This window comes from Streptomyces sp. SYSU D01066-1 (assembly GCF_054956795.1).
Window position 1 is genome coordinate 209,405 of the sequence record NZ_JBUDHV010000003.1, and the last position, 21,249, is coordinate 230,653.

Consider the following 21,249-nt stretch of genomic DNA (forward strand, 5'->3'; position numbering starts at 1 on the left):
GTCCCCCCTCTCCCCTCCCCGGCTGCCCGTCCCCCCTCCCCGGCGCACGCCGCCCTCGACGGCGGCCGCCGACGACGGACGACCGATATTGCATAAAAGTGCGGACGAACGTATAGTCATGCCGTCTGGAGGAGGGTTTCCATGGTGGTACGTGCGGCGGTGGCCGGAGCGAGCGGATACGCGGGCGGAGAGCTGCTGCGTCTGCTCCTGGCCCATCCCGAGATCGAGATCGGCGCCCTGACCGGCAACTCCAACGCCGGGCAGCGCCTTAGCGCGCTCCAGCCGCACCTGCTGCCGCTGGCCGACCGGGTCCTGGAGCCGACCGCGCCCGAGATCCTCGCCGGGCACGACGTCGTCTTCCTCGCGCTGCCGCACGGCCAGTCCGCCGCCGTCGCCGAGCAGCTCGGCCCCGACGTGCTCGTCGTCGACATGGGCGCCGACTTCCGGCTGGCGGACGCCGGCGACTGGGAGGCGTTCTACGGGTCCCCGCACGCCGGGACCTGGCCCTACGGCCTGCCCGAGCTGCCGGGTGCCCGCGCCCGGCTCACCGGGTCCAAGCGCGTCGCGGTCCCCGGCTGCTACCCGACCGCCGTCTCCCTGGCGCTGTTCCCGGCGTACACGGCCCGGCTCGCCGAGCCCGAGGCCGTGATCGTCGCCTCCTCCGGCACCTCCGGCGCGGGCAAGGCGCCCAAGCCGCACCTGCTGGGCAGCGAGGTCATGGGGTCGATGTCCCCGTACGGCGTCGGCGGCGTCCACCGCCACACGCCCGAGATGATCCAGAACCTCTCCGCCGCCGCCGGCGAGCGGGTCCGCGTCTCCTTCACCCCGACCCTGGCGCCGATGCCCCGCGGCATCCTCGCCACGTGCAGCGCGAAGGCGAAGCCCGGGGTGAGCGCGGAGTCGCTGCGCGCCGCCTACCGCGAGGCGTACGCCGACGAACCCTTCGTCCGCCTGCTGCCCGAGGGCCAGTGGCCGGCCACCGCCTCCGTGTACGGTTCCAACGCCGTTCAGGTCCAGGTCGCCCACGACGCCGCCGCGGGCCGCGTCATCGCCATCAGCGCCATCGACAACCTGGCCAAGGGCACCGCGGGCGGTGCCGTCCAGAGCATGAACCTCGCCCTGGGGCTCGACGAGACCACGGGACTGACGACGATCGGAGTCGCTCCGTGAGCGGCGCACGCGCAGCCGCCGGACCGCAGCCGACGAAAGCCGCACCTCTGCGCCGCACGGGCGGAGAAGCGAACAAGGAGATGCAGTGAGTGTGACGGCAGCCAAGGGATTCACGGCGGCGGGCATCGCCGCCGGGATCAAGGAGAACGGCAACCCCGACCTGGCCCTCGTGGTCAACACCGGCCCCCGCCGCGCCGCCGCGGGCGTCTTCACCTCCAACCGCGTCAAGGCCGCGCCGGTCCTCTGGTCCGAGCAGGTGCTCAAGGACGGGCGGCTGTCGGCCGTGGTCCTCAACTCCGGCGGCGCCAACGCCTGTACGGGACCCAAGGGCTTCCAGGACACCCACGCCACCGCCGAGAAAGTGGCCGAGGTGCTCGGGGACATCGGCGCGGGCGAGGTCGCCGTCTGCTCGACCGGCCTGATCGGCGTCCCGCTCCCGATGGACAAGCTGCTCCCCGGCGTCGAGGCCGTGGCGGCCAAGCTGTCCGAGCACGGCGGTGAGAAGGCCGCCATCGCCATCAAGACCACCGACACCGTCCACAAGACGTCGGTCGTGACGCGCGACGGCTGGACCGTCGGCGGCATGGCCAAGGGCGCCGGCATGCTCGCCCCGGGCCTGGCCACCATGCTCGTCGTCCTCACCACCGACGCCGACCTGGACGCCGGCGCCCTGGACGAGGCGCTGCGCGCCGCCACCAGGGTCACCTTCGACCGGGTCGACTCCGACGGCTGCATGTCCACCAACGACACGGTGCTGCTGCTCGCCTCCGGCGCCAGCGGCGTCACCCCGGAGCAGGCCGCGTTCGCCGAGGCCGTACGCACCGTCTGCGACGACCTGGGGCAGCAGCTCATCCGGGACGCCGAGGGCGCCAGCAAGGACATCAAGGTCGAGGTCGTGAACGCCGCGACCGAGGACGACGCCGTCGAGGTGGGCCGCTCCATCGCCCGCAACAACCTCCTCAAGTGCGCCGTCCACGGCGAGGACCCCAACTGGGGCCGCGTCCTGTCCGCCATCGGCACCACCAAGGCGGCCTTCGAGCCCGACGCGCTGAACGTCGCCATCAACGGCGTGTGGGTGTGCAAGAACGGCGGCGTCGGCGAGGACCGCGACAAGGTCGACATGCGCTACCGCGAGGTCCACATCGTCGCCGACCTGGCGGCCGGTGACGCCACGGCCACCATCTGGACCAACGACCTCACCGCCGACTACGTCCACGAGAACAGCGCGTACTCCTCATGAGCAGCCCCACGCGGAAGCACACCGCGCTCCCCAAGGCCCAGATCCTCATCGAGGCGCTGCCCTGGCTGGTGCGGCACGCCGGCAAGACGGTCGTCATCAAGTTCGGCGGCAACGCCATGATCGACGAGGACCTCAAGGCGGCCTTCGCCCAGGACGTCGTCTTCCTGCGGCACGCCGGGCTCAAGCCCGTCGTCGTGCACGGCGGCGGCCCGCAGATCAGCGCCGCCCTCGACCGGCACGGCATCGTCAGCGAGTTCAAGGCGGGCCTCAGGGTCACCACCGAGGACGCCATGGACGTCGTACGGATGGTGCTGGCCGGGCAGGTGCAGCGCGAACTGGTCGGGCTGCTCAACCGGCACGGCCCGCTCGCCGTCGGCATCACCGGCGAGGACGCGCACACCATGACCGCCACCAAGCACCAGCCCCGGATCGACGGCGAGCTGATCGACATCGGGCGGGTCGGTGAGATCACCGAGATCGACACCGGCGCGATCGAGGCGCTGCTCGCCGACGGCCGCATCCCGGTCGTCTCGTCGATCGCCCGCTCCCAGGACGATCACCATGTCTACAACGTCAATGCTGATACGGCGGCTGCGGCACTCGCTGCGGCGCTGGGTGCCGAGACCCTCATGGTCCTCACCGACGTCGAGGGCCTCTACGAGGACTGGCCCGACAGCGACGAGGTGATCAGCCGCCTCACCGCCAGCCAGCTGGAGAAGCTGCTGCCCGAGCTGTCCAGCGGCATGGTGCCGAAGATGGAGGGCTGTCTGCACGCCGTCCGCAACGGCGTCACCACCGCCCGCGTCATCGACGGCCGGGTCCAGCACTCGATCCTGCTGGAGATCTTCACCGACGAGGGCATCGGCACGATGGTCGTGCCGGACGAGACCGAGGGGGAACAGTCGTGACCGCCAACCAGGACCTGACCGCGCGGTGGCAGGGCGCGCTCATGAACAACTACGGCACCCCGCGGCTGCCCCTGGTGCGCGGCGCCGGCGAGCGCGTGTGGGACGCCGACGGCACGCAGTACCTGGACTTCGTCGGCGGCATCGCGGTCAACGCGCTCGGCCACGCCCACCCGGCGGTCGTCGAGGCCGTCAGCGCGCAGATCGCCTCGCTGGGCCACGTCTCCAACCTGTTCACGGCCGAGCCGACGGTCGCGCTCGCCGAGCGGCTGCTGACGCGCTTCGGCCGGGACGGCAAGGTCTACTTCTGCAACTCCGGCGCGGAGGCCAACGAGGGCGCCTTCAAGATCGGCCGGCTGACCGGGCGGTCGCACATGGTCGCCACCGAGGGCGGTTTCCACGGCCGCACCATGGGCGCGCTGGCCCTCACCGGCCAGCCCGGCAAGCAGGAGCCGTTCCGGCCGCTGCCGGGTGACGTCACGCACGTCCCGTACGGCGACGCGCAGGCGCTGGCCGCCGCGGTCACCGAGGACACCGCCCTGGTGATCATCGAGCCGATCCAGGGCGAGAACGGCGTGGTCGTGCCGCCCGCCGGCTATCTGAAGGCGGCCCGCGCGATCACCGCCGCCACGGGCGCGCTGCTGGTCCTGGACGAGGTGCAGACCGGTGTCGGCCGCACCGGGCACTGGTTCGAGTACCAGGCCCACGAGGGCGTCCTGCCCGACGTCGTCACCCTCGCCAAGGGGCTCGGCGGCGGGCTGCCGCTGGGCGCGACGGTCGCCTTCGGCCGTGCGGCCGACCTCCTGCGGCCCGGCCAGCACGGCACCACCTTCGGCGGCAACCCGGTCGCCTGCGCCGCCGGGCTCGCCGTCCTGGACACCATCGCGGACGAAGGGCTGCTGGAGAACGTCAAACGGCAGGGCGAGCGGCTGCGCGAGGGGATCGAGGCGCTGGGCCACCCGCTGGTCGACCATGTCCGGGGCGCGGGCCTGCTGCTGGGTATCGTGCTCACCGAGCCGCTCGCGCCGCAGGCGCAGCAGACGGCTCAGGACGCCGGAATCCTGGTGAACGCGCCCGCACCCGATGTCGTACGGCTCATGCCGCCGCTGAACCTCGGTGACGACGCGGTGGACGCGTTCCTCGGGGCGCTGCCCGGCATCCTGGACGCGGCAGGCGGGGACACACGATCCGGAGAATGAGACGACGATGAGCCAGGCGCAGGACCACGGGAGCGCGGGGGCCGCGGGGCCCGCCGTGCCGCAGACCCGCACCGCCCGCCACCGCCGGATCGTGGACATCCTCAACCGGCAGCCGGTGCGGTCGCAGAGCCAGCTCGCGAAGCTGCTCGCCGACGACGGGCTGACCGTCACCCAGGCGACGCTCTCCCGGGACCTGGACGAGCTGAACGCGGTCAAGATCCGCAACACCGACGGCGACCTGATCTACGCGGTGCCCAGCGAGGGCGGTTTCCGCACCCCCCGGGCGCCGCTGGGCGGGTCGGCGAAGGAGGAGCGGATGCGGCGGCTCGCCGCGGAGCTGCTGATCTCCGCGGAGGCGTCCGCCAACCTCGTCGTCCTGCGCACCCCTCCGGGGGCGGCGCAGTTCCTCGCCTCGGCCATCGACCAGGCGGAACTGCACGACATCCTCGGGACGATCGCCGGGGACGACACGGTGATGCTGATCAGCCGGAACCCCACGGGCGGGCAGGCGCTGGCGGATCACCTGCTGCGGTCGGCCCAGAACGGCCACTGAGGCCGGCGGCCGGGCGCGGGCGTGCCGGGGCCTGCCGCGCCCGCGCGACGCAGCCGCGCACCGGCACGGCCCCGCGCCCCTGGGGGCACCTCCTCACCCGAGGTAGGAGGCGAGGCCGTCCGTACATCGCACCTCGTCGCCCGCTGTGATCAGGAGGGCCTCCACTCCCGCCAGGGACCCCAGCCACCTCAGGCCCTCCCGCGACCCCATCGCGAAGGCCGCCGTCGCCCAGCAGTCCGCCCAGGTCAGGCTGTCGGCCACCACCGTGACCGAGACGAGGTCGGTGACGGCCGAACGGCCCGTGCGGGGGTCGACGACATGGGCGCCGCGTTCGGCCGACCCGGACGTGGCGACGGCCAGCTCCCCGGCCCCGGCCGCGGACAGCACGGCCGCCAGCACCCCCGGCCGCAACGGGTCCGCCACACCGATCCGCCACGGCCGCCCGGCCCCCGGCGCCCCCAGCACCTGCACGTCCCCGCCCCCGTTGACGCTGACGCCGGCCGGCCCGGCCGCCGCGATCCGCCGCGCGGCCCGCTCCACCGCCCACCCCTTCACGATCCCGGTGGGGTCGAGCCGGCCCTCGTACGACGTGCTGAACCAGCCCCCGCTCACCCGTTCCGCCTCGGCCGCCAGCCCCAGCACCCGGGCGACCTCGGGAGCGCACTGACCGGTGGTCAGCTCACCCCGGGCCAGCCGGGAGATCTGGCTGTCGCCGCGGTAGGTGCTGAACACCTCGTCGGCCCGGTGCAGCCCGGCGACCGCCTCCTGGAGGGCCGCCCGTACGGCGGCCGGTTCCCCGCCGCGGACGTCGAAGGAGAAGACGGTGCCCATCGCCTCCTCCACGTGACGCACCGCGGCGGGCGCTCCGGCCGGCTCAGCCACCGGCCTTGTCCAGGGCGGACTGGAGGGACTGGCGGTATCCGGCGCTGGTGTAGGTGGCTCCGGTGACGGTGTCGATGTCGGCGGTGCCGGTGGTGAGGGCGGCGCGGTCGAGCCGGGGGACGGCGTCGGCGGTGACCTGGCTGCTGCGTCCGCCTTCGGGTGCCTGGACGGCCTCCGCTTTGGTGATCTTGCCGTCGGTGAGGGTCAGCCGGACCTGCACGGGGCCGTACCGGGTGCGGACCGCGTCCCCGAGGACCGTGCCGGCGGCGCCGTCCCGGCCGCCCCGCGCCGCCCCCTGCGGTGACTGGGCGGCGGCGGGGGCACCCGGCTCCGACGCCGGTTTCAGCGACAGCAGCAGCACGACACCGGTCACCGTCGCGGCTCCCGCGAGCACGGCACGCCGGACGGGGTGATTCTTCCTCATCTCCGCGATCTCCCTCAGTTCGTGACGCGCGCTCACATCTCGAACGACTCGTGATGGATACGGCGGGCCGGGACCCCGGCGCCGCGCAGTGCCTCGTAGACCGACCGCGCGAAACCGGGCGGCCCGCACAGGAAGACGTCGTGGCGGTCGACGTCCGGGATCTTGCGGGCCAGCGACTCCGCGGAGATGTCCGGCCGTGCCCCGTCGGGTCCGTTCACCGCGTACATCAGCCGGGCGCCGCGCGCGTCGGCGATCGCGGCCAGTTCGTCCCACAGCGCGAGGTCCTGGGTGCTGTTGGCCCGGTAGAGCAGCGTGATGTCACCGGACGCGCCGGGCAGCGTCTCGAACAGCGCCCGCATCGGCGTGATCCCGACCCCGCCCGCCACCAGCAGGACCTTGCCGCGGCTGCGGCGCTGCGCGGTCAGCGCCCCGTAGGGTCCCTCCGCCCACACCCGGGTGCCCGGCGTCAGCTCCCGCAGCCGGGCGCTGTGGTCGCCGATCGCCTTCACCGTGATCCGCAGCATCTCCGGGCGGGGCGCCGCCGACAGCGAGTACGGGTGGGAGCTGAACCGCATGCCGGGCGCCATGAAGCGCCACCGGAAGAACTGCCCGGCCTCCGCCCCCATCCGGTGCAGCTTCCGCCCGCCGATCAGCACCGACACGATGCCGGGCGTCTCCTCGACGACCGCCGCGACCCGCATCCGGTGCCGCAGGTTCAGCCGCACCGGCGTGACGATCCGGTACCAGACCACGAGCGCCGTCACCGCCCCGTACAGGGCGTACCAGGCGGTCCGCGCGACGGGCTCCACGACGAAGTCGTTCCCGGCGGTCAGCTGGTGCCAGAAGGTCAGGAACACCGCCGCGTACGTCAGCAGGTGGACGTGGTACCAGAAGTCGTAGGGGACGCGGCGGCGCACCGGGCCGGCCGAGAGCAGGCCGATCAGCAGGAGCAGACCGGTGCCGATCGTGGCCTTGCCGAGGTCCGGGAGGCCGGTCACCGACTCCACCGTCTGCGCGGCCAGGCCGCCGAGGCCCCGGCCGGACTGGAGCGCGTACCCCCACATGACCAGGAAGACGTGCGCGAGGACCAGGCAGAGCGTGTAACGGCCGGTCATGGCGTGCCAGCGGGCCACCCGGTCCGAGCCCACCCGCCGCTCCAGGGCGGGCACCCGGGCCATCTGGAGCACGACGAGCGCCATCAGGTAGCCGGCCAGCAGCCCGGTGATGCGGCCGGCGCCCAGGACCCGGGCGGTGCCGTCGGAGATGGCGGGCGTGTTGCGCCACCACAGCCACAACACGCCCGCCGCGCCCGCCCACACGGCGAGCAGCAGGGGGACGGCCGGGGAACGGCGCGGACGGATGCGGCGCATCGTCTGGCGGCGGGCGGCGCGTCCGCCGGCGAGCGTGGTGGTCACGGTTCCTCCGTGGGGGACAAGACCCTTGGCCCACAGGTACGTGCCGCGCCCGCCCGGTGTTCAGTACCGGGTGATCGCCGTCTTCCCGCCCCGGGTGCCGATCGCGACGTGCGGCCGGGCCGCCGGGTCGGCCCAGGTGAGGATGGCGCGCATGGCGTCCGCCGGCACCGACACGCAGCCGGCCGTCGCCCCCGCCCCGTTCACGTGCAGGAAGATGCCCGCGCCGCGCCCCCGCACCGGACGGTGGTAGTTGAAGCCGATGACCAGGGCGTGCGCGTACTGCGTCCCGTACGTGATCAGGTGCTCGGCCTCGGTGGCGGCGCAGTCGGCGGGGCGGGGCTCGGTCCAGCGGTTGTAGGAACGGGAGCCGTTGTCCTGGCACCACCAGGAGTCCTGGCGCACGGGACGGTAGCGGTACGCCGTCCCGGGCGGCGCCGGCTCGATGCCGAAGGCGTAGGGGAGGCGGTACAGGCCGGCCGGGGTGGTGTTCGTGCCCTGCTTGCGGGCCGTCCCCTCCGTCAGCCCGCCGGCCCCGAACCGGGCGGGCGCCGAGCCGGCCCTCGTCCAGTGGCCGCGCCTGCGGTCCCACCAGGTGACGGTGCCGGTGGTCGAGGCGGTGTCCGGGGCGACGGCGGTGATCAGCTGGGTGCCGCCGCCGGTGGCCGCCATCCGCGCGGGCAGCGGCTCGGGGGGCGCGGAGAAAGCCGGCAGCAGGAAGGACGCGAGGACGAGGGCGACGACACCGGGGCGCATGGGTCAGACCGTAGAGGGCGGCAGCGGCAACGGCAGCCCGGGAAGTCCGTCCAGGCTGGTCGCGACGTGCTCCTTCCTGGTGAAGTAGGCGTCGAGCGAGGCGTCGTCCTCGCGGGCGAACCGCTTGGCGTGCAGATCGCGGTCCCGCTCGTACGCCATGAAGGGCACGGCGTACCCGCAGGTGTCGCGGATCAGTTCGGCCGTCACGACGATGACGGCGCGCAGGCCGTGCGCGGCGGGGTCGATGTCCGGGAAGCGGGCGAGCAGACCGGGGAAGCGGGGGTCGTCACGGAAGACCGGCTCGCCGCGGCCGTGCACCCGGACGATGTTCGGCGGGCCCTGGAAGGCGCACCACATCAGCGTGATCCGCCCGTTCTCGCGCAGGTGGGCGATGGTCTCGGCGTTGGAGCCGGCGAAGTCGAGGTAGGCCACGGTGTGCTCGTCGAGCACCGCGAAGGAGCCCCTGAGCCCCTTGGGGGAGAGGTTCACCGTGCCGTCGGCGGCGAGCGGAGCGGTGGCGGTGAAGAAGAGGGGCTGGGACTCGATGAAGGCGCGGAGCCTGCCGTCCATGCCTGCGTAGGTCTTTCCCATGCCCGACATTGTGCGGGCCCGCGCGCCCCCTGTCCGGGGCTTTTCACAGGGCACCGGCGGCCGTCCCGGCCGGCGCGAGACGGGACGGCCCCGGCACCCAGGAGTACGTGGGCGCGTGTCCGCGCGTTCACGTGCCCACCCGAAATTGACGAATCATGCAGGGCTCTGCATACTCATGCAGAGCAGTGACCGACCAGCCCGAGGAGCGACGCAAGTGAGCAGCAACAGCGGTGACGTACGGCTCTGGGGCGGCCGTTTCGCCGACGGTCCCGCCGAGGCCCTGGCGAAGCTGTCCGCGTCGGTCCACTTCGACTGGCGGCTGGCGCCCTACGACATCGCCGGTTCGCGTGCCCACGCGCGCGTGCTGCACAAGGCGGGACTGCTCACCGAGGACGAGCTGACCCGCATGATCGCCGGCCTCGACCGGCTCGAAGCCGACGTCGCCTCCGGCGCGTTCGTGGGCACCGTCGCCGACGAGGACGTGCACACCGCCCTGGAGCGCGGCCTGCTGGAGCGGCTCGGCCCCGACCTCGGCGGCAAGCTGCGCGCCGGCCGGTCCCGCAACGACCAGGTGGCGACGCTCTTCCGGATGTACCTGCGCGACCACGCCCGCACCCTCGGCGGTCTGATCGCCGACCTCCAGGACGCGCTGATCGGCCTCGCCGAGGCCCACCCGGACGTGGCGATGCCCGGCCGCACCCACCTCCAGCACGCCCAGCCGGTGCTCTTCGCCCACCACGTCCTCGCCCACGTGCAGGCGCTGTCCCGGGACGCCGAGCGGCTGCGCCAGTGGGACGAGCGCACGGCCGTGTCCCCGTACGGCTCCGGTGCGCTGGCCGGCTCCTCGCTCGGCCTGGACCCGGAGGCGGTCGCCGCCGACCTCGGCTTCGAGCACGGCAGCGCCGCCAACTCCATCGACGGCACGGCCTCCCGGGACTTCGTCGCCGAGTTCGCCTTCATCACCGCGATGATCGGGGTCGACGTCTCCCGGATCGCCGAGGAGATCATCATCTGGAACACGAAGGAGTTCTCCTTCGTCACCCTGCACGACGCGTTCTCCACCGGCTCGTCGATCATGCCGCAGAAGAAGAACCCGGACATCGCGGAGCTGGCCCGCGGCAAGTCGGGCCGTCTGATCGGCAACCTGACCGGCCTGATGGCCACCCTCAAGGCCCTGCCGCTCGCGTACAACCGCGACCTCCAGGAGGACAAGGAGCCGGTCTTCGACTCCATCGACCAGCTGGAGATCCTGCTCCCCGCCTTCACCGGCATGATGGCCACCCTCACCGTGCACCGCGAGCGGATGGAGGAACTGGCCCCGGCCGGCTTCTCCCTCGCCACGGACATCGCGGAGTGGCTGGTCCGCCAGGGCGTGCCGTTCCGCGTCGCGCACGAGGTCGCGGGCGAGTGCGTCAAGGCCGCCGAGTCCGAGGGCAAGGAACTGGACGAGCTGACCGACGAGCAGTTCGCCAAGATCTCCGCCCATCTGACGCCGGAGGTCCGCTCCGTCCTCAACGTCCAGGGCGCCCTGGCCTCCCGTGACGGCAGGGGCGGCACGGCCCCGAGCGCGGTCGCCGTCCAGCTGGCGGAGGTGAAGGCGGACGTGGAGCGGCAGCACCTCTGGGCGCGGGCCGGGCGCTGAGGGGCGCGGGGCAGGCGCCGAGGGGCGCGGGGCAGGCCGTACCGCTCCGCGGCTTTGCCGCGTGGGCGCGAGCGGCCGCGCCGCGCCCGCCCGACCGCCGCCCGGACCCACCCGGACCCACCCCCCGAGGCGAAGGCCGTCACGGGTTACGTTGGTCGGCAGCCCGCTCAAGGCCGACCGAACGGACCCGCGATGCCCCTCACCCTCCCCAAAGGCCTCGGCTTCGGCCTGGCCGCAGTAGGCCGCCCCGGCTACATCAACCTCGGCCGGGAAACGGACCTCGGAGACGACCGCGGCGTCGCCGCGCTGCGCCGCCGCACCCACGACCTCCTCGACGCCGCGTACGCGAGCGGCGTCCGCTACTTCGACGCCGCCCGCTCCTACGGCCGCTCCGAGGAGTTCCTGGCCGGGTGGCTGGCCGCCCGGCCGGAGGTCGACGACGTGACCGTCGGCAGCAAGTGGGGCTACACCTACACCGCCGGCTGGTCCACCGACGCCGTCCGGCACGAGGTCAAGGACCACAGCCTCGCCACGTACGAACGCCAGCGCGCCGAGACCGACGCCCTGCTCGGCGACCGGCTCGATCTCTACCAGATCCACTCGGTGACCCCCGACAGCCCGGCCCTCACCGACAAGGGGCTGCACGCCCGGCTCGCCGAGGCCGCCGCCGGCGGTGTCACCGTCGGCTTCTCCACCAGCGGCCCCGCCCAGGCCGACGCCGTCCGCGCCGCGCTCGCCGTGACCGTCGACGGCGCCCCCCTCTTCCGTACCGTCCAGTCGACGTACAACGCGCTGGAGACCTCCGTGGGGCCGGCGCTCGCCGAGGCGCACGACGCCGGGCTCTCCGTGATCGTCAAGGAGGGCATGGCCAACGGCCGGCTCGCCGCCCCGCACGCGCCGGACGCGCTGCGGGCCGTCGCCGAGGAGACCGGCCTCGGCTGTGACGCGGTCGCCCTCGCCCTGGTGCTGCGGCAGCCCTGGGCGGACGTCGTCCTCTCCGGCGCCGCGACCGTCGCCCAGCTCGACTCCAACCTGGACGCCGCGACGGCCGTCCTCGACGACGACCGGGCGGCCCGCCTGGCCGTGCTCGCCGAGGAGCCGCGCGCCTACTGGGAGCGGCGCGGGCGGCTGCCCTGGCACTGAGGCCCGTACCGTGCGATCCACCGCCCGCACGTGGGTCGCGCACACCCGCGATGAGACATGAATGTCCCATTCGGCTTGTGTCATCCCATTTCTGTAGAACGTGACCAGGTGCTGCGCGCCGCCGCGGCCCTGCTGATCCGGAAGCCCACCGCGGCCATGGACGAGGTCGCCCGGGCGGCCGGGATCAGCCGGGCCACGCCGCACCGCCAGTTCGCCGGACGGGACGCCCTGGTCCGGGCGCTGGAGGCGCTGCGCGTCACCGAGTGCGAGACGGCCCCGGGCGCCGCGCGCCTCGACGAGGGCCCGGCCGTCGACGCCGTACGCCGCAGTCCGCGGAACGGCCCGCCGTGCGAAGCGCCACCGTGTCAAGTGTCGTCGTGCCAAGCGCGCCGGCCCAGCGGACCGGAGGTCCGGCCCGCTGGACCGCCTACGCGGCCTACGCGGCCTTCCTGGCCTTCGTCGCGTACACGTCCACGTACTCCTGCCCGGACAGCCGCATCACCTCGGTCATCACCGAGTCCGTCACCGCCCGCAGCACATAGCGGTCCCGGTCCATCCCCTCGTACCGCGAGAACTCCATCGGCTCGCCGAAGCGGACCGTGACCCGGCCGGGGCGGGGCAGGCCCCGGCCCCCCGGCTGGAGCTTGTCCGTGCCGATCACCGCGAACGGCACGACCGGCGCGCCGGTCATCAGCGTCAGCCGGGCGCAGCCGGTACGGCCCCGGTACAGGCGGCCGTCGGGGGAGCGGGTGCCCTCCGGGTAGATGCCGAACATCCGGCCCTCCTCCAGCACCCGGCGCCCGGTCATCAGCGCCGCCACACCACCGCTCGCGCCGTCCCGGTCGACCGGGATCATGCCGACGCCGGTGAAGAACCAGGCCATCAGCCGGCCCTTGACGCCCTTGCCGGTGACGTACTCGTCCTTGCCGATGAAGAAGACCTGCCGCTTGGTGACGACGGGCAGGACGATGGAGTCGATGAACGTCAGATGGTTGCCGGCCAGGATCACCGGGCCCTCGCCCGGGATGTTCTCCGCACCCTCCACCCGTGGGCGGAACATCAGGCGCATGATCGGACCGAGCACTGCCTTGATGAGCGCGAAGCGGGACAACGGACCCTCCGGTGTCGGTGTGACGTGGGACGTCGGGGCGTGCGGTATCAGTCTGTGCAGGTGAGGACATTACTCGCGGCCCGGGGGGTCGCGCACGTCGGGTCACCGGGGTCTTACGCGCCGGTGACACATGTTCACCTGCCGGGCCCCGCCGCCACCCGCCGGAAACCCGGCCGGAGCGCGTGTGACGCGGTTCGCGCCCGCCGGGAGGGGACCGGGTGCCGTCCTCACCGTGTGCACCGGCCGGGTACCCGCGTCGCCCGCCGGGAAGCCGGCGGAACGCCGGCCGTCCGGCCCCTTTGGGTCCTGCCGCCCCCGTCTGCCCATACGACATCCCGTGTCACTCCCGCGTTCGGCGCGAGGTCTCCCCGCGGACACGTACGCGCCCCTACGATCGGCCCGCATCCGACCAGGCGACGGCCAGAAGACCAAGGGGCGCTCATGGGAACGCAGGAGTCGAACAAGCGAGGCGGCACCGGACGGCGGGCGCTCCTCGGCGCCGCGGTGCTCGGCGCGGGCGGGACGGTCCTGGGCCTGTCCGGCACGGCGGGAGCCGCCGGGGCCGGCCGCGGCAGCGGCGGGGTGCGGAGCCTGCCCGTGCCGACGGTCATCGGGCACCGGGGGGCCAGCGGCAACCGGCCCGAGCACACCCTGGGCGCCTACCAACTCGCCCTCGACATGGGCGCCGACATCGTCGAGGCCGGCGACCTGGTGCCCACCAAGGACGGCCACCTCGTCTGCCGGCACGAACCGGAGATCGGCGGGACCACGGACGTCGCCGACCACCCCGAGTTCGCCGGCCGCAGGACCACCAAGGTCCTCGACGGCGTCTCCACCACCGGCTGGTTCACCGAGGACTTCACCCTCGCCGAGCTGAAGACGCTGCGCGCCACCGAGCGCATCCCGGCCAACCGCCCGCACAACACCCTCTACGACGGCCGCTGGGAGATCCCCACCTTCGAGGAGGTGCTGCGCTGGCAGGACGAGCAGACCCGCAGGACGGGCAAGCAGGTCTGGATCTACCCCGAGCTGAAGCACCCCACCTACTTCCGCGAACTCGGCCTGCCCACCGAGGAACGCCTCGCGAAGCTGCTGCGCGAGTACGGCAAGGACAAGAAGAACTCCCCGGTCATCGTCCAGTCCTTCGAGCCCACCAGCATCCAGCGGATGAACAGGCTGGTCGGCAACCCGCTCGCCGTGCTGCTCTCCGGAGCCGGCTCGCGCCCCTGGGACTTCGTCGCGAACGGTGACCCCCGCACCACGGACGACCTGATCACGCCCGAGGGGCTCAAGGAGATCGCCTCCTACGCCCAGGGCATCGGCCCGACCCTGGACCTGGTCATCCCGCGCGACTCGGCCGGCCGGCTCACCGAACCGACCACCCTCGTCCGCGACGCCCACCGGGCGGGCCTGATCCTGCACCCGTACACGATGCGCAACGAGAACCCCTTCCTCCCCGCCGACTTCCGCAAGGGCACCGACGCCGACGCCTACGGTGACGCCTTCGGCGCCTTCCGGGCGTACTTCGCCACCGGCATCGACGGCGTCTTCACCGACAACCCGGACACCGGCCTGCTGGCCCGCGCGGACTTCCTCGAGGGCCGACGCGTCAACAGCCGGGCGAGATGCCCCGGTCGGGGTGACATCCGGCCGCCCGGGCAACCACCGCCCGGGCGCCGGTCGTACCTGTGCATATGACGCACGACCTGCTCGCCCTCCTGGGCCCGTTGCTCACCGCCGAGGCCACCGCCGAGGCATATGCGTCCGGAACCGAGCCCGGTGACCTGGAGCAGGCGGTCTGGCTGCGCCTCCTGGAGCGGCTGGACGCCGGCGATCCGCCCGCGGACCCGCACCGCTGGCTGCGCGGCGCCGTGCGCACCGAGGCCCGCCGCACCCGCCGTACCGCCCGTGCCGAGCGCCCGTACGGCACCGAGCCGGCCGACGCCGCCGACCGCGGCCCGGAGCGGCTCGCCCTCGTCGCCGCACGCCGCCGGGCCCTGCGCGACGCGGTGCGCCGGCTGCCCGGCCGCTGCCCCCGGCTGGTGGAGGCGCTGCTGTCGCCGCGGGACCTGACCTACCGCGAGATCGCGGGGGAGTTGGGTATCTCACAGGGCAGTCTTGGACCGGAACGTTCCCGATGTCTGGGATGTCTGCGTCGATTGCTGACATCGGAGGTTGCGGGCGACTGACGGCGGGGATAGGAGTGGGGGACAACAGGCGATCAGGTGAGCGGGAGGCATGCGCACATGGGCATGAGCGTGACCATCTCGGCGGCGACCGAGCAGGATGCCGAGCAGATCTTCCGGCTGCAGTACCTCTGCTTCCAGAGCGAGGCGGCGCTGTACGGCAACTACCGCATCGACCCGCTCGTCCAGAGCCTCGACTCCGTCCGCGAGGAGGTCGCCGAGGACTGCGTCTTCGTGGCGCGGCTCGGCGACGAGGTGGTCGGCTCGGTGCGCGGCCGGGAGACCGACGACGGCTCCGCGGCCATCGGCAAACTCTGCGTCCACCCCCGGCTCCAGGGACACGGCATCGGCGCCCGGCTCCTGAGGGCGGCCGAGGCGGCCCTCGCCGAGGAGCGCGGCGCCACCCGCTTCCGCCTGCACACCGGCCACCGCAGCGAGAGCGGCCTGCGGCTGTACCGGCGGGTCGGCTACGAGACGGTGGGCACCGTGCGGGGCGCGGACGGCGTCCCCATGATCATCCTGGAGAAGCATGCCGGGGCGTACGCGGCCACGGCGTGAGCGCCGCGCCGGGCGCCCCCCGCGGGACTCACGCGGTGCGTGCCCGGCGCAGCCAGTACAGGGCCGACAGCGGCAGCAGCACCGGAATGAAGACGTAGCCCATCCCGTACTCCGACCACACGGTCGAGTCCGGGAAGGCGGACGGCTCCACCAGCGTCCAGGTGCCCACGACCAGCACGCCCGCCAACTCGGCGGCGCAGCAGATCCGCGCCGCCCGGCGGGCCGTCTCCCCGCCGCGCACCAGGGTGTAGGTGATGAAGCCGTAGACCACGCCGGCCACCGCGGACAGCGTGTACGCGAGCGGCGCCCGGTCGAACTCGGTGGCGATCTGGTAGACGGACCGCGACACCGCGCCGACGACCATCACGCCGTACAGCCACACCAGCAGGATGCCGGGCCCGCCGGTCAGCCGTGTCCGCTCCGGCCCGCTGTCGGCCGTCACCATCTCAGCCTCCCCAGATGTCATGGAGCCGCACCTGAAGGACGGCGAGGACGACACCGCCGGCGGCCACCGTCACCGAGCCCCAGCGGGTCCGCTCGGCCAGCGACATGAACCCCGCCGCCGGGACGCACGCGAAGGCGCCGATCAGATAGGCCACGAAGATCACCGTGCCCTGCTCCGGCTCCTCGCCCCGCGCGAGCCGCACGGTCCCGGTCACCAGCTGCGCCAGCGCCAGCACGGTCACCACGGCCATGCCGATGAAGTGCCAGTCCTTCGTCGGCTGGTCGCGGTAGGCCGCCCAGCCGCACCAGGCGGCGAGCAGCAGCGCGGCGACGGCGGTCACCGGCGTCAGGACGTCGAGCATGCCAGTGACCTTATTACGGCCGGAACGGCCCGACGCGGCCGACCCCGGCGGGCACCGTAGGGTCGACGGCATGAAGATCCGCGCGCAGGCCCTGCTGTTCGACAACGACGGAACCCTCGTCTCCTCCCTGGAGTCCGTGCACCGCTGCTGGACCCGGTGGGCCCAGGAGTACGGGATCACCGCCGAGGAGTTCGGGAAGGTCGAGCTGCACGGCCGCACCGCCGCCGAGGTCGCCGCCGACCTGCTGCCCCCCGACGCCGTGCCCGGCGCCGTCGCGCGGATCGAGGACCTGGAGGTCGAGGACGTGCCCGGCGGGGGCGTGCGCCTGCTCCCCGGCACGCTCGACCTCCTCGGCGCGCTGCCGGCCGACCGCTGGGCCGTCGTCACCTCCGCCACCCGGCGCCTCGCCGAGGCCCGCCTCGCGGCCGTCGGCATCCTGCCCAGGACCCTGATAGCCGCCGACGACATCACGCGCGGCAAGCCCGACCCCGAGCCCTACCTGCTCGGCGCCCGCGCCCTCGGCGTCGACCCGGCCGCCTGCGTCGTCTTCGAGGACGCGCCCGCCGGCCTCCGCTCGGGCCGCGCCGCCGGCATGGCGACCGTGGCGTTGGCCACAACCCACCGGGCCGACGAGCTGGACGCCGACCTGGTCGTCGAGGATCTGTCGGCCTTGTCCGTACTGGTCACCGACGGGGGAGTGGAGATCTCCGTACGCGGCTGACGCACGGCGTCCGCGTCCACCGCCACAGCACCACCGTCCACTATGCGGACAGCGGTCTCCTGGTCGAACGTATACGTCTGCTTTACTACTCGCATGACCACGACGAGCGACCGCACTCCTGCGACCGAGGCGACCATGACGCCCGGTGCTCGTTGTACGGGTCGAATGCGCGCCTGCTAGAGGGCCCCCGCACCACCGAGCCTCGCGCCCCGAAGCGAGAGCCGGCTCCGGACCGCCGCAGGCGGCCGAGCCCCGGCCGCGCGCACATGTCTCCTGTCGGTTCCACCGCCACCGCGAGAACCGTGCCGCGTCCCGCGAACCGCATGCACCCGTGCCCGGGCCCACCCGCGCCCGCGCACTCGACAGTGACGGAAACCCACGTGATCACCACCTCCGGCCTGACAAAGGTCTACCGCTCACGCGGTCGTGAGGTCACCGCCCTCGACGGCGTCGATCTGCATGTCCGCGAAGGCGAGGTCTACGGCGTCATCGGCCAGTCCGGCGCCGGCAAGTCCTCGCTGATCCGCTGCGTCAACCTGCTGGAGCGTCCCACCTCCGGCACGGTCACCGTCGCCGGACAGGACCTCACCGCCCTGGCCGGCCGCGGGCCCCGCGCCGGCAAGGAGCTGCGGCGGGCGCGCAGCCGTATCGGCATGGTCTTCCAGCACTTCAACCTGCTCTCCACCCGGACCGTGCAGGACAACGTCGAGCTGCCGCTGGAGATCCTCGGCAAGTCGGGGAAGGAGCGCTCCGCCAAGGCGCTGGAACTGCTCGACCTGGTCGGTCTCGCCGACAAGGCGAAGTCCTACCCCGCCCAGCTCTCCGGCGGCCAGAAGCAGCGCGTCGGCATCGCCCGCGCCCTGGCCGGCGACCCCAAGGTGCTCCTCTCCGACGAGGCCACCAGCGCCCTCGACCCCGAGACCACCCGCTCCATCCTCCAGCTGCTGCGCGACCTCAACCGGCAGCTCGGCCTGACCGTGCTGCTCATCACGCACGAGATGGACGTCGTCAAGAGCATCTGCGACTCGGCCGCCCTGATGGAGTCGGGCCGCATCGTCGAGTCCGGCACCGTGAGCGAACTGCTCGCCACCCCGGACTCCGAGCTGGCCGCCGCGCTCTTCCCGGTGACCGGCGGGCGCACCGGCCAGGACCGCACCGTCGTCGACGTCACCTTCCACGGCGAGGCCGCCACCCGGCCGGTCATCTCCCAGCTCTCCCGCACCTACAACATCGACATATCGATCCTGGGCGCGGCCATCGACACCGTCGGCGGCCTCCAGGTCGGCCGGATGCGCATCGAACTGCCCGGCCGCTACGAGGACAACGTCGTGCCCGTCGGCTTCCTGCGCGAACAGGGCCTCCAGATCGACGTGGTGGACGGTGCCGAACTGATCGAGGAAGGCGCGCGATGACCTGGTCCGAGATGCAGCCCCTGCTGGAGCAGGCGTGTCTGGAGACGCTGGTCATGGTCGGCTGGTCGACCCTGATCGCGGTCGTCGCCGGCCTGCCGATCGGCGTCCTGCTGGTCCTCACCGACCGGGGCGGCCTGCTCCAGAGCACCCCGGTGAACAAGGTCCTCGGGCAGATCGTGAACATCGCCCGCTCGATGCCGTTCATCATCCTCATGGTCGCCCTGATGAGCTTCACCCGCTGGATCACCGGGACCACCATCGGCTCCACCGCCGCGATCGTGCCGCTGGCCATCGGCGGCATCCCGTTCTTCGCGCGGCTGGTCGAGACGGCCGTCCGCGAGGTCGACGGCGGGCTGGTCGAGGCCGTGCAGGCGATGGGCGGCAACACCTGGACCGTCGTCCGCAAGGTCCTGGTCCCCGAGGCCCTGCCCTCCCTGATCGCCTCCACCACGACCACGGTCATCGCCCTCATCGGCTACTCCGCCATGGCCGGCACCGTCGGCGGCGGCGGCCTCGGCGACCTCGCCGTCCGCTACGGCTACCAGCGCTTCGAGACCGGCCTGATGTGGATCACCGTGGCGGTCCTCGCCGTCGCCATCTCCGTCATCCAGTTCGCCGGCGACTACGCCGCCCGGGCCCTGCACCGGCGCGGCGCCCGCTCGGGCCCCGGCCCGAAGCTGAGGCTGCTGAAGGCGAAGGAGCCCGCGGCGGCCGACATCAGCAAGGTCGCCTGACCCGGGCGCCCGTCCCCGAGAACGCCCCTCACCCGGGGCGCCTCCACCCTGAAGGAAAGGCACTTTTCGTGCGTAACACCGCCAAGTTCACCACCGCCGTCCTCGCCGCCGGAGCCCTCACCCTCGGGCTCACCGCCTGCGGCTCGGGCGGCGACTCCGCCTCCGACACCTCCGGCCCGCTGGTCGTCGCCGCGACGCCCGTGCCGCACGCCGAGATCCTGAACTACGTCAAGGACAACCTGGCGAAGAAGGCCGGTCTCGACCTGGAGGTCAAGGAGTTCACCGACTACGTCACGCCGAACACGGCGACCGAGGACGGCTCGGTGGGCGCCAACTACTTCCAGACCGAGCCGTACCTGGAGGACTTCAACAAGAAGAACGGCACCCACCTGAAGTCCGTCGCCTCCGTCCACCTGGAGCCGCTCGGCCTGTACTCGAACAAGGCCGACGAGGCGAGCGACCTCAAGAACGGCGCCACCATCGCCGTCCCCAACGACACCGTCACCGAGGCCCGCGCCCTGAAGCTGCTGGCCGACAACGGGCTGCTCACCCTCAAGGACGGCGTCGGCACCTCGGCCACCACCGCCGACATCACCGAGAACCCCAAGAACCTCAAGTTCAAGGAGCTGGAGGCGGCCCAGACCCCGCGCTCCCTGAACGACGTGGACGCCGCCGTCATCAACGGCAACTACGCGCTGGAGGCCGACCTCAAGCCGTCCAAGGACGCGCTGATCCTGGAGTCGGCCGAGAACAACCCGAACGTCAACCTCCTGGTGGTCAAGGAGGGCAACGAGGACGACCCGCGCGTCAAGAAGCTCGCCGAGCTGCTCACCTCCGACGAGGTCAAGAAGTTCATCGACGAGAACTACGCCGGTTCCGTCATCGCCTCCTCCTGACCGTGCCGGTGACCGCACCACGGGGCCGGCTTCCCCGGTGGGGGAGCCGCCACGCCGCTTCAGGCGGCGGGGACGACCCCGTGGTGCGGTTCCGTGGCCGCATGCTGCATGCTGGGCAGTTCAGTGAGGCCCCTGACGGTGAGGCCCTGACGGTTTCGACGGTTCGAAGGTTACGGAGCGGCGCATGACGAGCAGCACCTTCCCCAACATCTCCATCAGCACGGAGCGGTTGGTGCTGCGTCCCCTCGACGAGGACGACGTCCCCGCCCTCGCCGCCATGATGAACGACGAACAGGTCGGCGCCTGGACCGACGTCCCGCAGCCCTTCACCGAGGAGGGCGCCCGCACCTGGATCACCGAGCACGCCCCCGCCGAACGCGCGGCCGGCCGCGGACTCGACCTCGCCGTCACCGAGTTCCTCACCCAGCGCCTGGTCGGCATCGTCCGGCTCACCAGGACCAACTGGCACGTGCGCTCCACCGAGCTGTCGTACATCATCGCCCCCTGGGCGCGCGGCGAGGGCTACGCCTCCGAGGCCGCGCTCGCCACCGCGCAGTGGCTCTTCGGCGACCAGAAACTCGAGCGCATAGAACTGCGCACCGCCGCCGACAACACCGCCTCCCAGCAGGTCGCCCAGAAGATCGGCTGCATCAGCGAGGGCGTCCTGCGCAACGCCTGCATAGCCCACGTCCGGGCCGCGGACGGCACCTGGACCGACGTACGCACCGACTTCATCGTGTGGAGCCTGCTGCCCGAGGACCTCGACGGCGCGGCCGGGCACCCGGACGACAGCGGCGGCTTCACCTCCTTCACCGACTGGAGCTGAACCGCTCCGTCGACGGGTACGCTCACTGAGCCCCCTCAGGGGCCGCACCCCGGAACGACCTGCGAAAAACCTGGAGACTGAC

General features: G+C 72.8%; 23 protein-coding genes and 1 pseudogene. 16 read left to right on the top strand and 8 right to left on the bottom strand.

Annotated features, from left to right (window positions below):
- Positions 1–141: 141 nt before the first annotated feature.
- The 5 genes from argC (at position 142) to ACY1JF_RS04665 (ending at position 5,067) form a co-directional block, all read left to right on the top strand.
- Positions 142–1,170 carry an N-acetyl-gamma-glutamyl-phosphate reductase gene (gene argC, locus ACY1JF_RS04645; RefSeq protein ID WP_462703664.1) on the top strand — a complete coding sequence of 343 codons (1,029 nt, stop codon included), beginning with the start codon at positions 142–144 and terminating at the stop codon, positions 1,168–1,170.
- A gap of 85 nt (positions 1,171–1,255) precedes the next feature.
- A complete protein-coding gene (gene argJ / locus ACY1JF_RS04650) occupies positions 1,256–2,410 on the top strand; it encodes a bifunctional glutamate N-acetyltransferase/amino-acid acetyltransferase ArgJ (RefSeq protein WP_462703665.1) in 1,155 nt (384 codons plus the stop codon).
- Entirely contained in the window at positions 2,407–3,318 is a 912-nt protein-coding gene (gene argB, locus ACY1JF_RS04655) for an acetylglutamate kinase (protein ID WP_462703666.1), read from the top strand. Before argJ ends, argB begins: the two co-directional genes overlap by 4 nt.
- Complete coding sequence (locus ACY1JF_RS04660; protein WP_462703667.1) at positions 3,315–4,514, top strand: acetylornithine transaminase; 1,200 nt, start codon at positions 3,315–3,317, stop codon at positions 4,512–4,514. Before argB ends, ACY1JF_RS04660 begins: the two co-directional genes overlap by 4 nt.
- A gap of 7 nt (positions 4,515–4,521) precedes the next feature.
- Complete coding sequence (locus tag ACY1JF_RS04665) at positions 4,522–5,067, top strand: arginine repressor (protein WP_462703668.1); 546 nt, start codon at positions 4,522–4,524, stop codon at positions 5,065–5,067.
- A gap of 93 nt (positions 5,068–5,160) precedes the next feature.
- Here the strand turns inward: ACY1JF_RS04665 and ACY1JF_RS04670 are convergent, their stop codons facing one another.
- The 5 genes from ACY1JF_RS04670 to ACY1JF_RS04690 are packed head-to-tail and all read right to left on the bottom strand — an operon-like array spanning position 5,161 to position 9,132.
- Positions 5,161–5,898: an FAD:protein FMN transferase gene (locus ACY1JF_RS04670; RefSeq protein WP_462703809.1), complete on the bottom strand. Its 738-nt coding sequence runs from the start codon at positions 5,896–5,898 to the stop codon at positions 5,161–5,163.
- 43 nt (positions 5,899–5,941) lie between these two features.
- The gene (locus ACY1JF_RS04675; RefSeq protein WP_462703669.1) at positions 5,942–6,373 is read right to left on the bottom strand and encodes an FMN-binding protein; all 432 of its coding nucleotides are present in this window, start codon (positions 6,371–6,373) and stop codon (positions 5,942–5,944) included.
- A gap of 32 nt (positions 6,374–6,405) precedes the next feature.
- Positions 6,406–7,788: a ferredoxin reductase family protein gene (locus ACY1JF_RS04680; protein ID WP_462703670.1), complete on the bottom strand. Its 1,383-nt coding sequence runs from the start codon at positions 7,786–7,788 to the stop codon at positions 6,406–6,408.
- 60 nt (positions 7,789–7,848) lie between these two features.
- A complete protein-coding gene (locus ACY1JF_RS04685) occupies positions 7,849–8,541 on the bottom strand; it encodes a L,D-transpeptidase family protein (protein WP_462703671.1) in 693 nt (230 codons plus the stop codon).
- A 3-nt stretch (positions 8,542–8,544) separates the two neighbouring features.
- On the bottom strand, positions 8,545–9,132 hold the full coding sequence (locus ACY1JF_RS04690; protein ID WP_462703672.1) for a pyridoxamine 5'-phosphate oxidase family protein: 588 nt from the start codon (positions 9,130–9,132) through the stop codon (positions 8,545–8,547).
- 214 nt (positions 9,133–9,346) lie between these two features.
- Between ACY1JF_RS04690 and argH the strand changes: the two genes are divergently transcribed.
- The 3 genes and pseudogenes from argH to ACY1JF_RS04705 form a co-directional block, all read left to right on the top strand.
- Entirely contained in the window at positions 9,347–10,774 is a 1,428-nt protein-coding gene (gene argH, locus ACY1JF_RS04695; RefSeq protein ID WP_462703673.1) for an argininosuccinate lyase, read from the top strand.
- A gap of 192 nt (positions 10,775–10,966) precedes the next feature.
- Positions 10,967–11,917 (top strand): aldo/keto reductase, encoded by a 951-nt coding sequence (locus tag ACY1JF_RS04700; protein ID WP_462703674.1) that lies wholly within the window; start codon positions 10,967–10,969, stop codon positions 11,915–11,917.
- An 87-nt stretch (positions 11,918–12,004) separates the two neighbouring features.
- Positions 12,005–12,265, top strand: a pseudogene (locus tag ACY1JF_RS04705) (helix-turn-helix domain-containing protein); the annotation flags it as partial.
- 88 nt (positions 12,266–12,353) lie between these two features.
- Here the strand turns inward: ACY1JF_RS04705 and ACY1JF_RS04710 are convergent.
- Positions 12,354–12,986, bottom strand: a complete 633-nt coding sequence (locus ACY1JF_RS04710; protein ID WP_462703810.1) for a lysophospholipid acyltransferase family protein — start codon at positions 12,984–12,986, stop codon at positions 12,354–12,356.
- Between the two features lie 483 nt (positions 12,987–13,469).
- Here ACY1JF_RS04710 and ACY1JF_RS04715 point away from each other — a divergent pair, with 483 nt between their 5' ends.
- From ACY1JF_RS04715 to ACY1JF_RS04725, 3 genes are read left to right on the top strand one after another with little or no spacing between them, the layout of a single operon-like run.
- Positions 13,470–14,726: a glycerophosphodiester phosphodiesterase gene (locus ACY1JF_RS04715; protein WP_462703675.1), complete on the top strand. Its 1,257-nt coding sequence runs from the start codon at positions 13,470–13,472 to the stop codon at positions 14,724–14,726.
- The gene (locus tag ACY1JF_RS04720) at positions 14,723–15,217 is read left to right on the top strand and encodes a sigma-70 family RNA polymerase sigma factor (protein ID WP_462703676.1); all 495 of its coding nucleotides are present in this window, start codon (positions 14,723–14,725) and stop codon (positions 15,215–15,217) included. The genes ACY1JF_RS04715 and ACY1JF_RS04720 overlap by 4 nt, the downstream gene beginning before the upstream one ends.
- A 57-nt stretch (positions 15,218–15,274) precedes the next feature.
- The gene (locus ACY1JF_RS04725) at positions 15,275–15,772 is read left to right on the top strand and encodes a GNAT family N-acetyltransferase (RefSeq protein WP_462703677.1); all 498 of its coding nucleotides are present in this window, start codon (positions 15,275–15,277) and stop codon (positions 15,770–15,772) included.
- A gap of 28 nt (positions 15,773–15,800) precedes the next feature.
- Here the strand turns inward: ACY1JF_RS04725 and ACY1JF_RS04730 are convergent, their stop codons facing one another.
- Both ACY1JF_RS04730 and ACY1JF_RS04735 read right to left on the bottom strand, forming a co-directional pair.
- Positions 15,801–16,238, bottom strand: a complete 438-nt coding sequence (locus tag ACY1JF_RS04730) for a hypothetical protein (protein ID WP_462703678.1) — start codon at positions 16,236–16,238, stop codon at positions 15,801–15,803.
- Positions 16,219–16,578: a hypothetical protein gene (locus ACY1JF_RS04735; RefSeq protein ID WP_462703679.1), complete on the bottom strand. Its 360-nt coding sequence runs from the start codon at positions 16,576–16,578 to the stop codon at positions 16,219–16,221. Before ACY1JF_RS04735 ends, ACY1JF_RS04730 begins: the two co-directional genes overlap by 20 nt.
- A 70-nt stretch (positions 16,579–16,648) precedes the next feature.
- On the opposite strand from ACY1JF_RS04735, the gene ACY1JF_RS04740 reads away from it, so the two are divergent.
- The 5 genes from ACY1JF_RS04740 to ACY1JF_RS04760 all read left to right on the top strand — a co-directional run bounded on the left by ACY1JF_RS04740 (position 16,649) and on the right by ACY1JF_RS04760 (position 21,167).
- A complete protein-coding gene (locus ACY1JF_RS04740) occupies positions 16,649–17,299 on the top strand; it encodes an HAD family hydrolase (protein WP_462703680.1) in 651 nt (216 codons plus the stop codon).
- 380 nt (positions 17,300–17,679) lie between these two features.
- The gene (locus ACY1JF_RS04745; RefSeq protein ID WP_462703681.1) at positions 17,680–18,711 is read left to right on the top strand and encodes a methionine ABC transporter ATP-binding protein; all 1,032 of its coding nucleotides are present in this window, start codon (positions 17,680–17,682) and stop codon (positions 18,709–18,711) included.
- Complete coding sequence (locus ACY1JF_RS04750) at positions 18,708–19,445, top strand: methionine ABC transporter permease (protein ID WP_462703682.1); 738 nt, start codon at positions 18,708–18,710, stop codon at positions 19,443–19,445. The genes ACY1JF_RS04745 and ACY1JF_RS04750 overlap by 4 nt, the downstream gene beginning before the upstream one ends.
- 68 nt (positions 19,446–19,513) lie before the next feature.
- The gene (locus tag ACY1JF_RS04755; RefSeq protein WP_462703683.1) at positions 19,514–20,341 is read left to right on the top strand and encodes a MetQ/NlpA family ABC transporter substrate-binding protein; all 828 of its coding nucleotides are present in this window, start codon (positions 19,514–19,516) and stop codon (positions 20,339–20,341) included.
- 184 nt (positions 20,342–20,525) lie between these two features.
- A complete protein-coding gene (locus tag ACY1JF_RS04760; protein WP_462703684.1) occupies positions 20,526–21,167 on the top strand; it encodes a GNAT family N-acetyltransferase in 642 nt (213 codons plus the stop codon).
- Positions 21,168–21,249 lie beyond the last annotated feature (82 nt).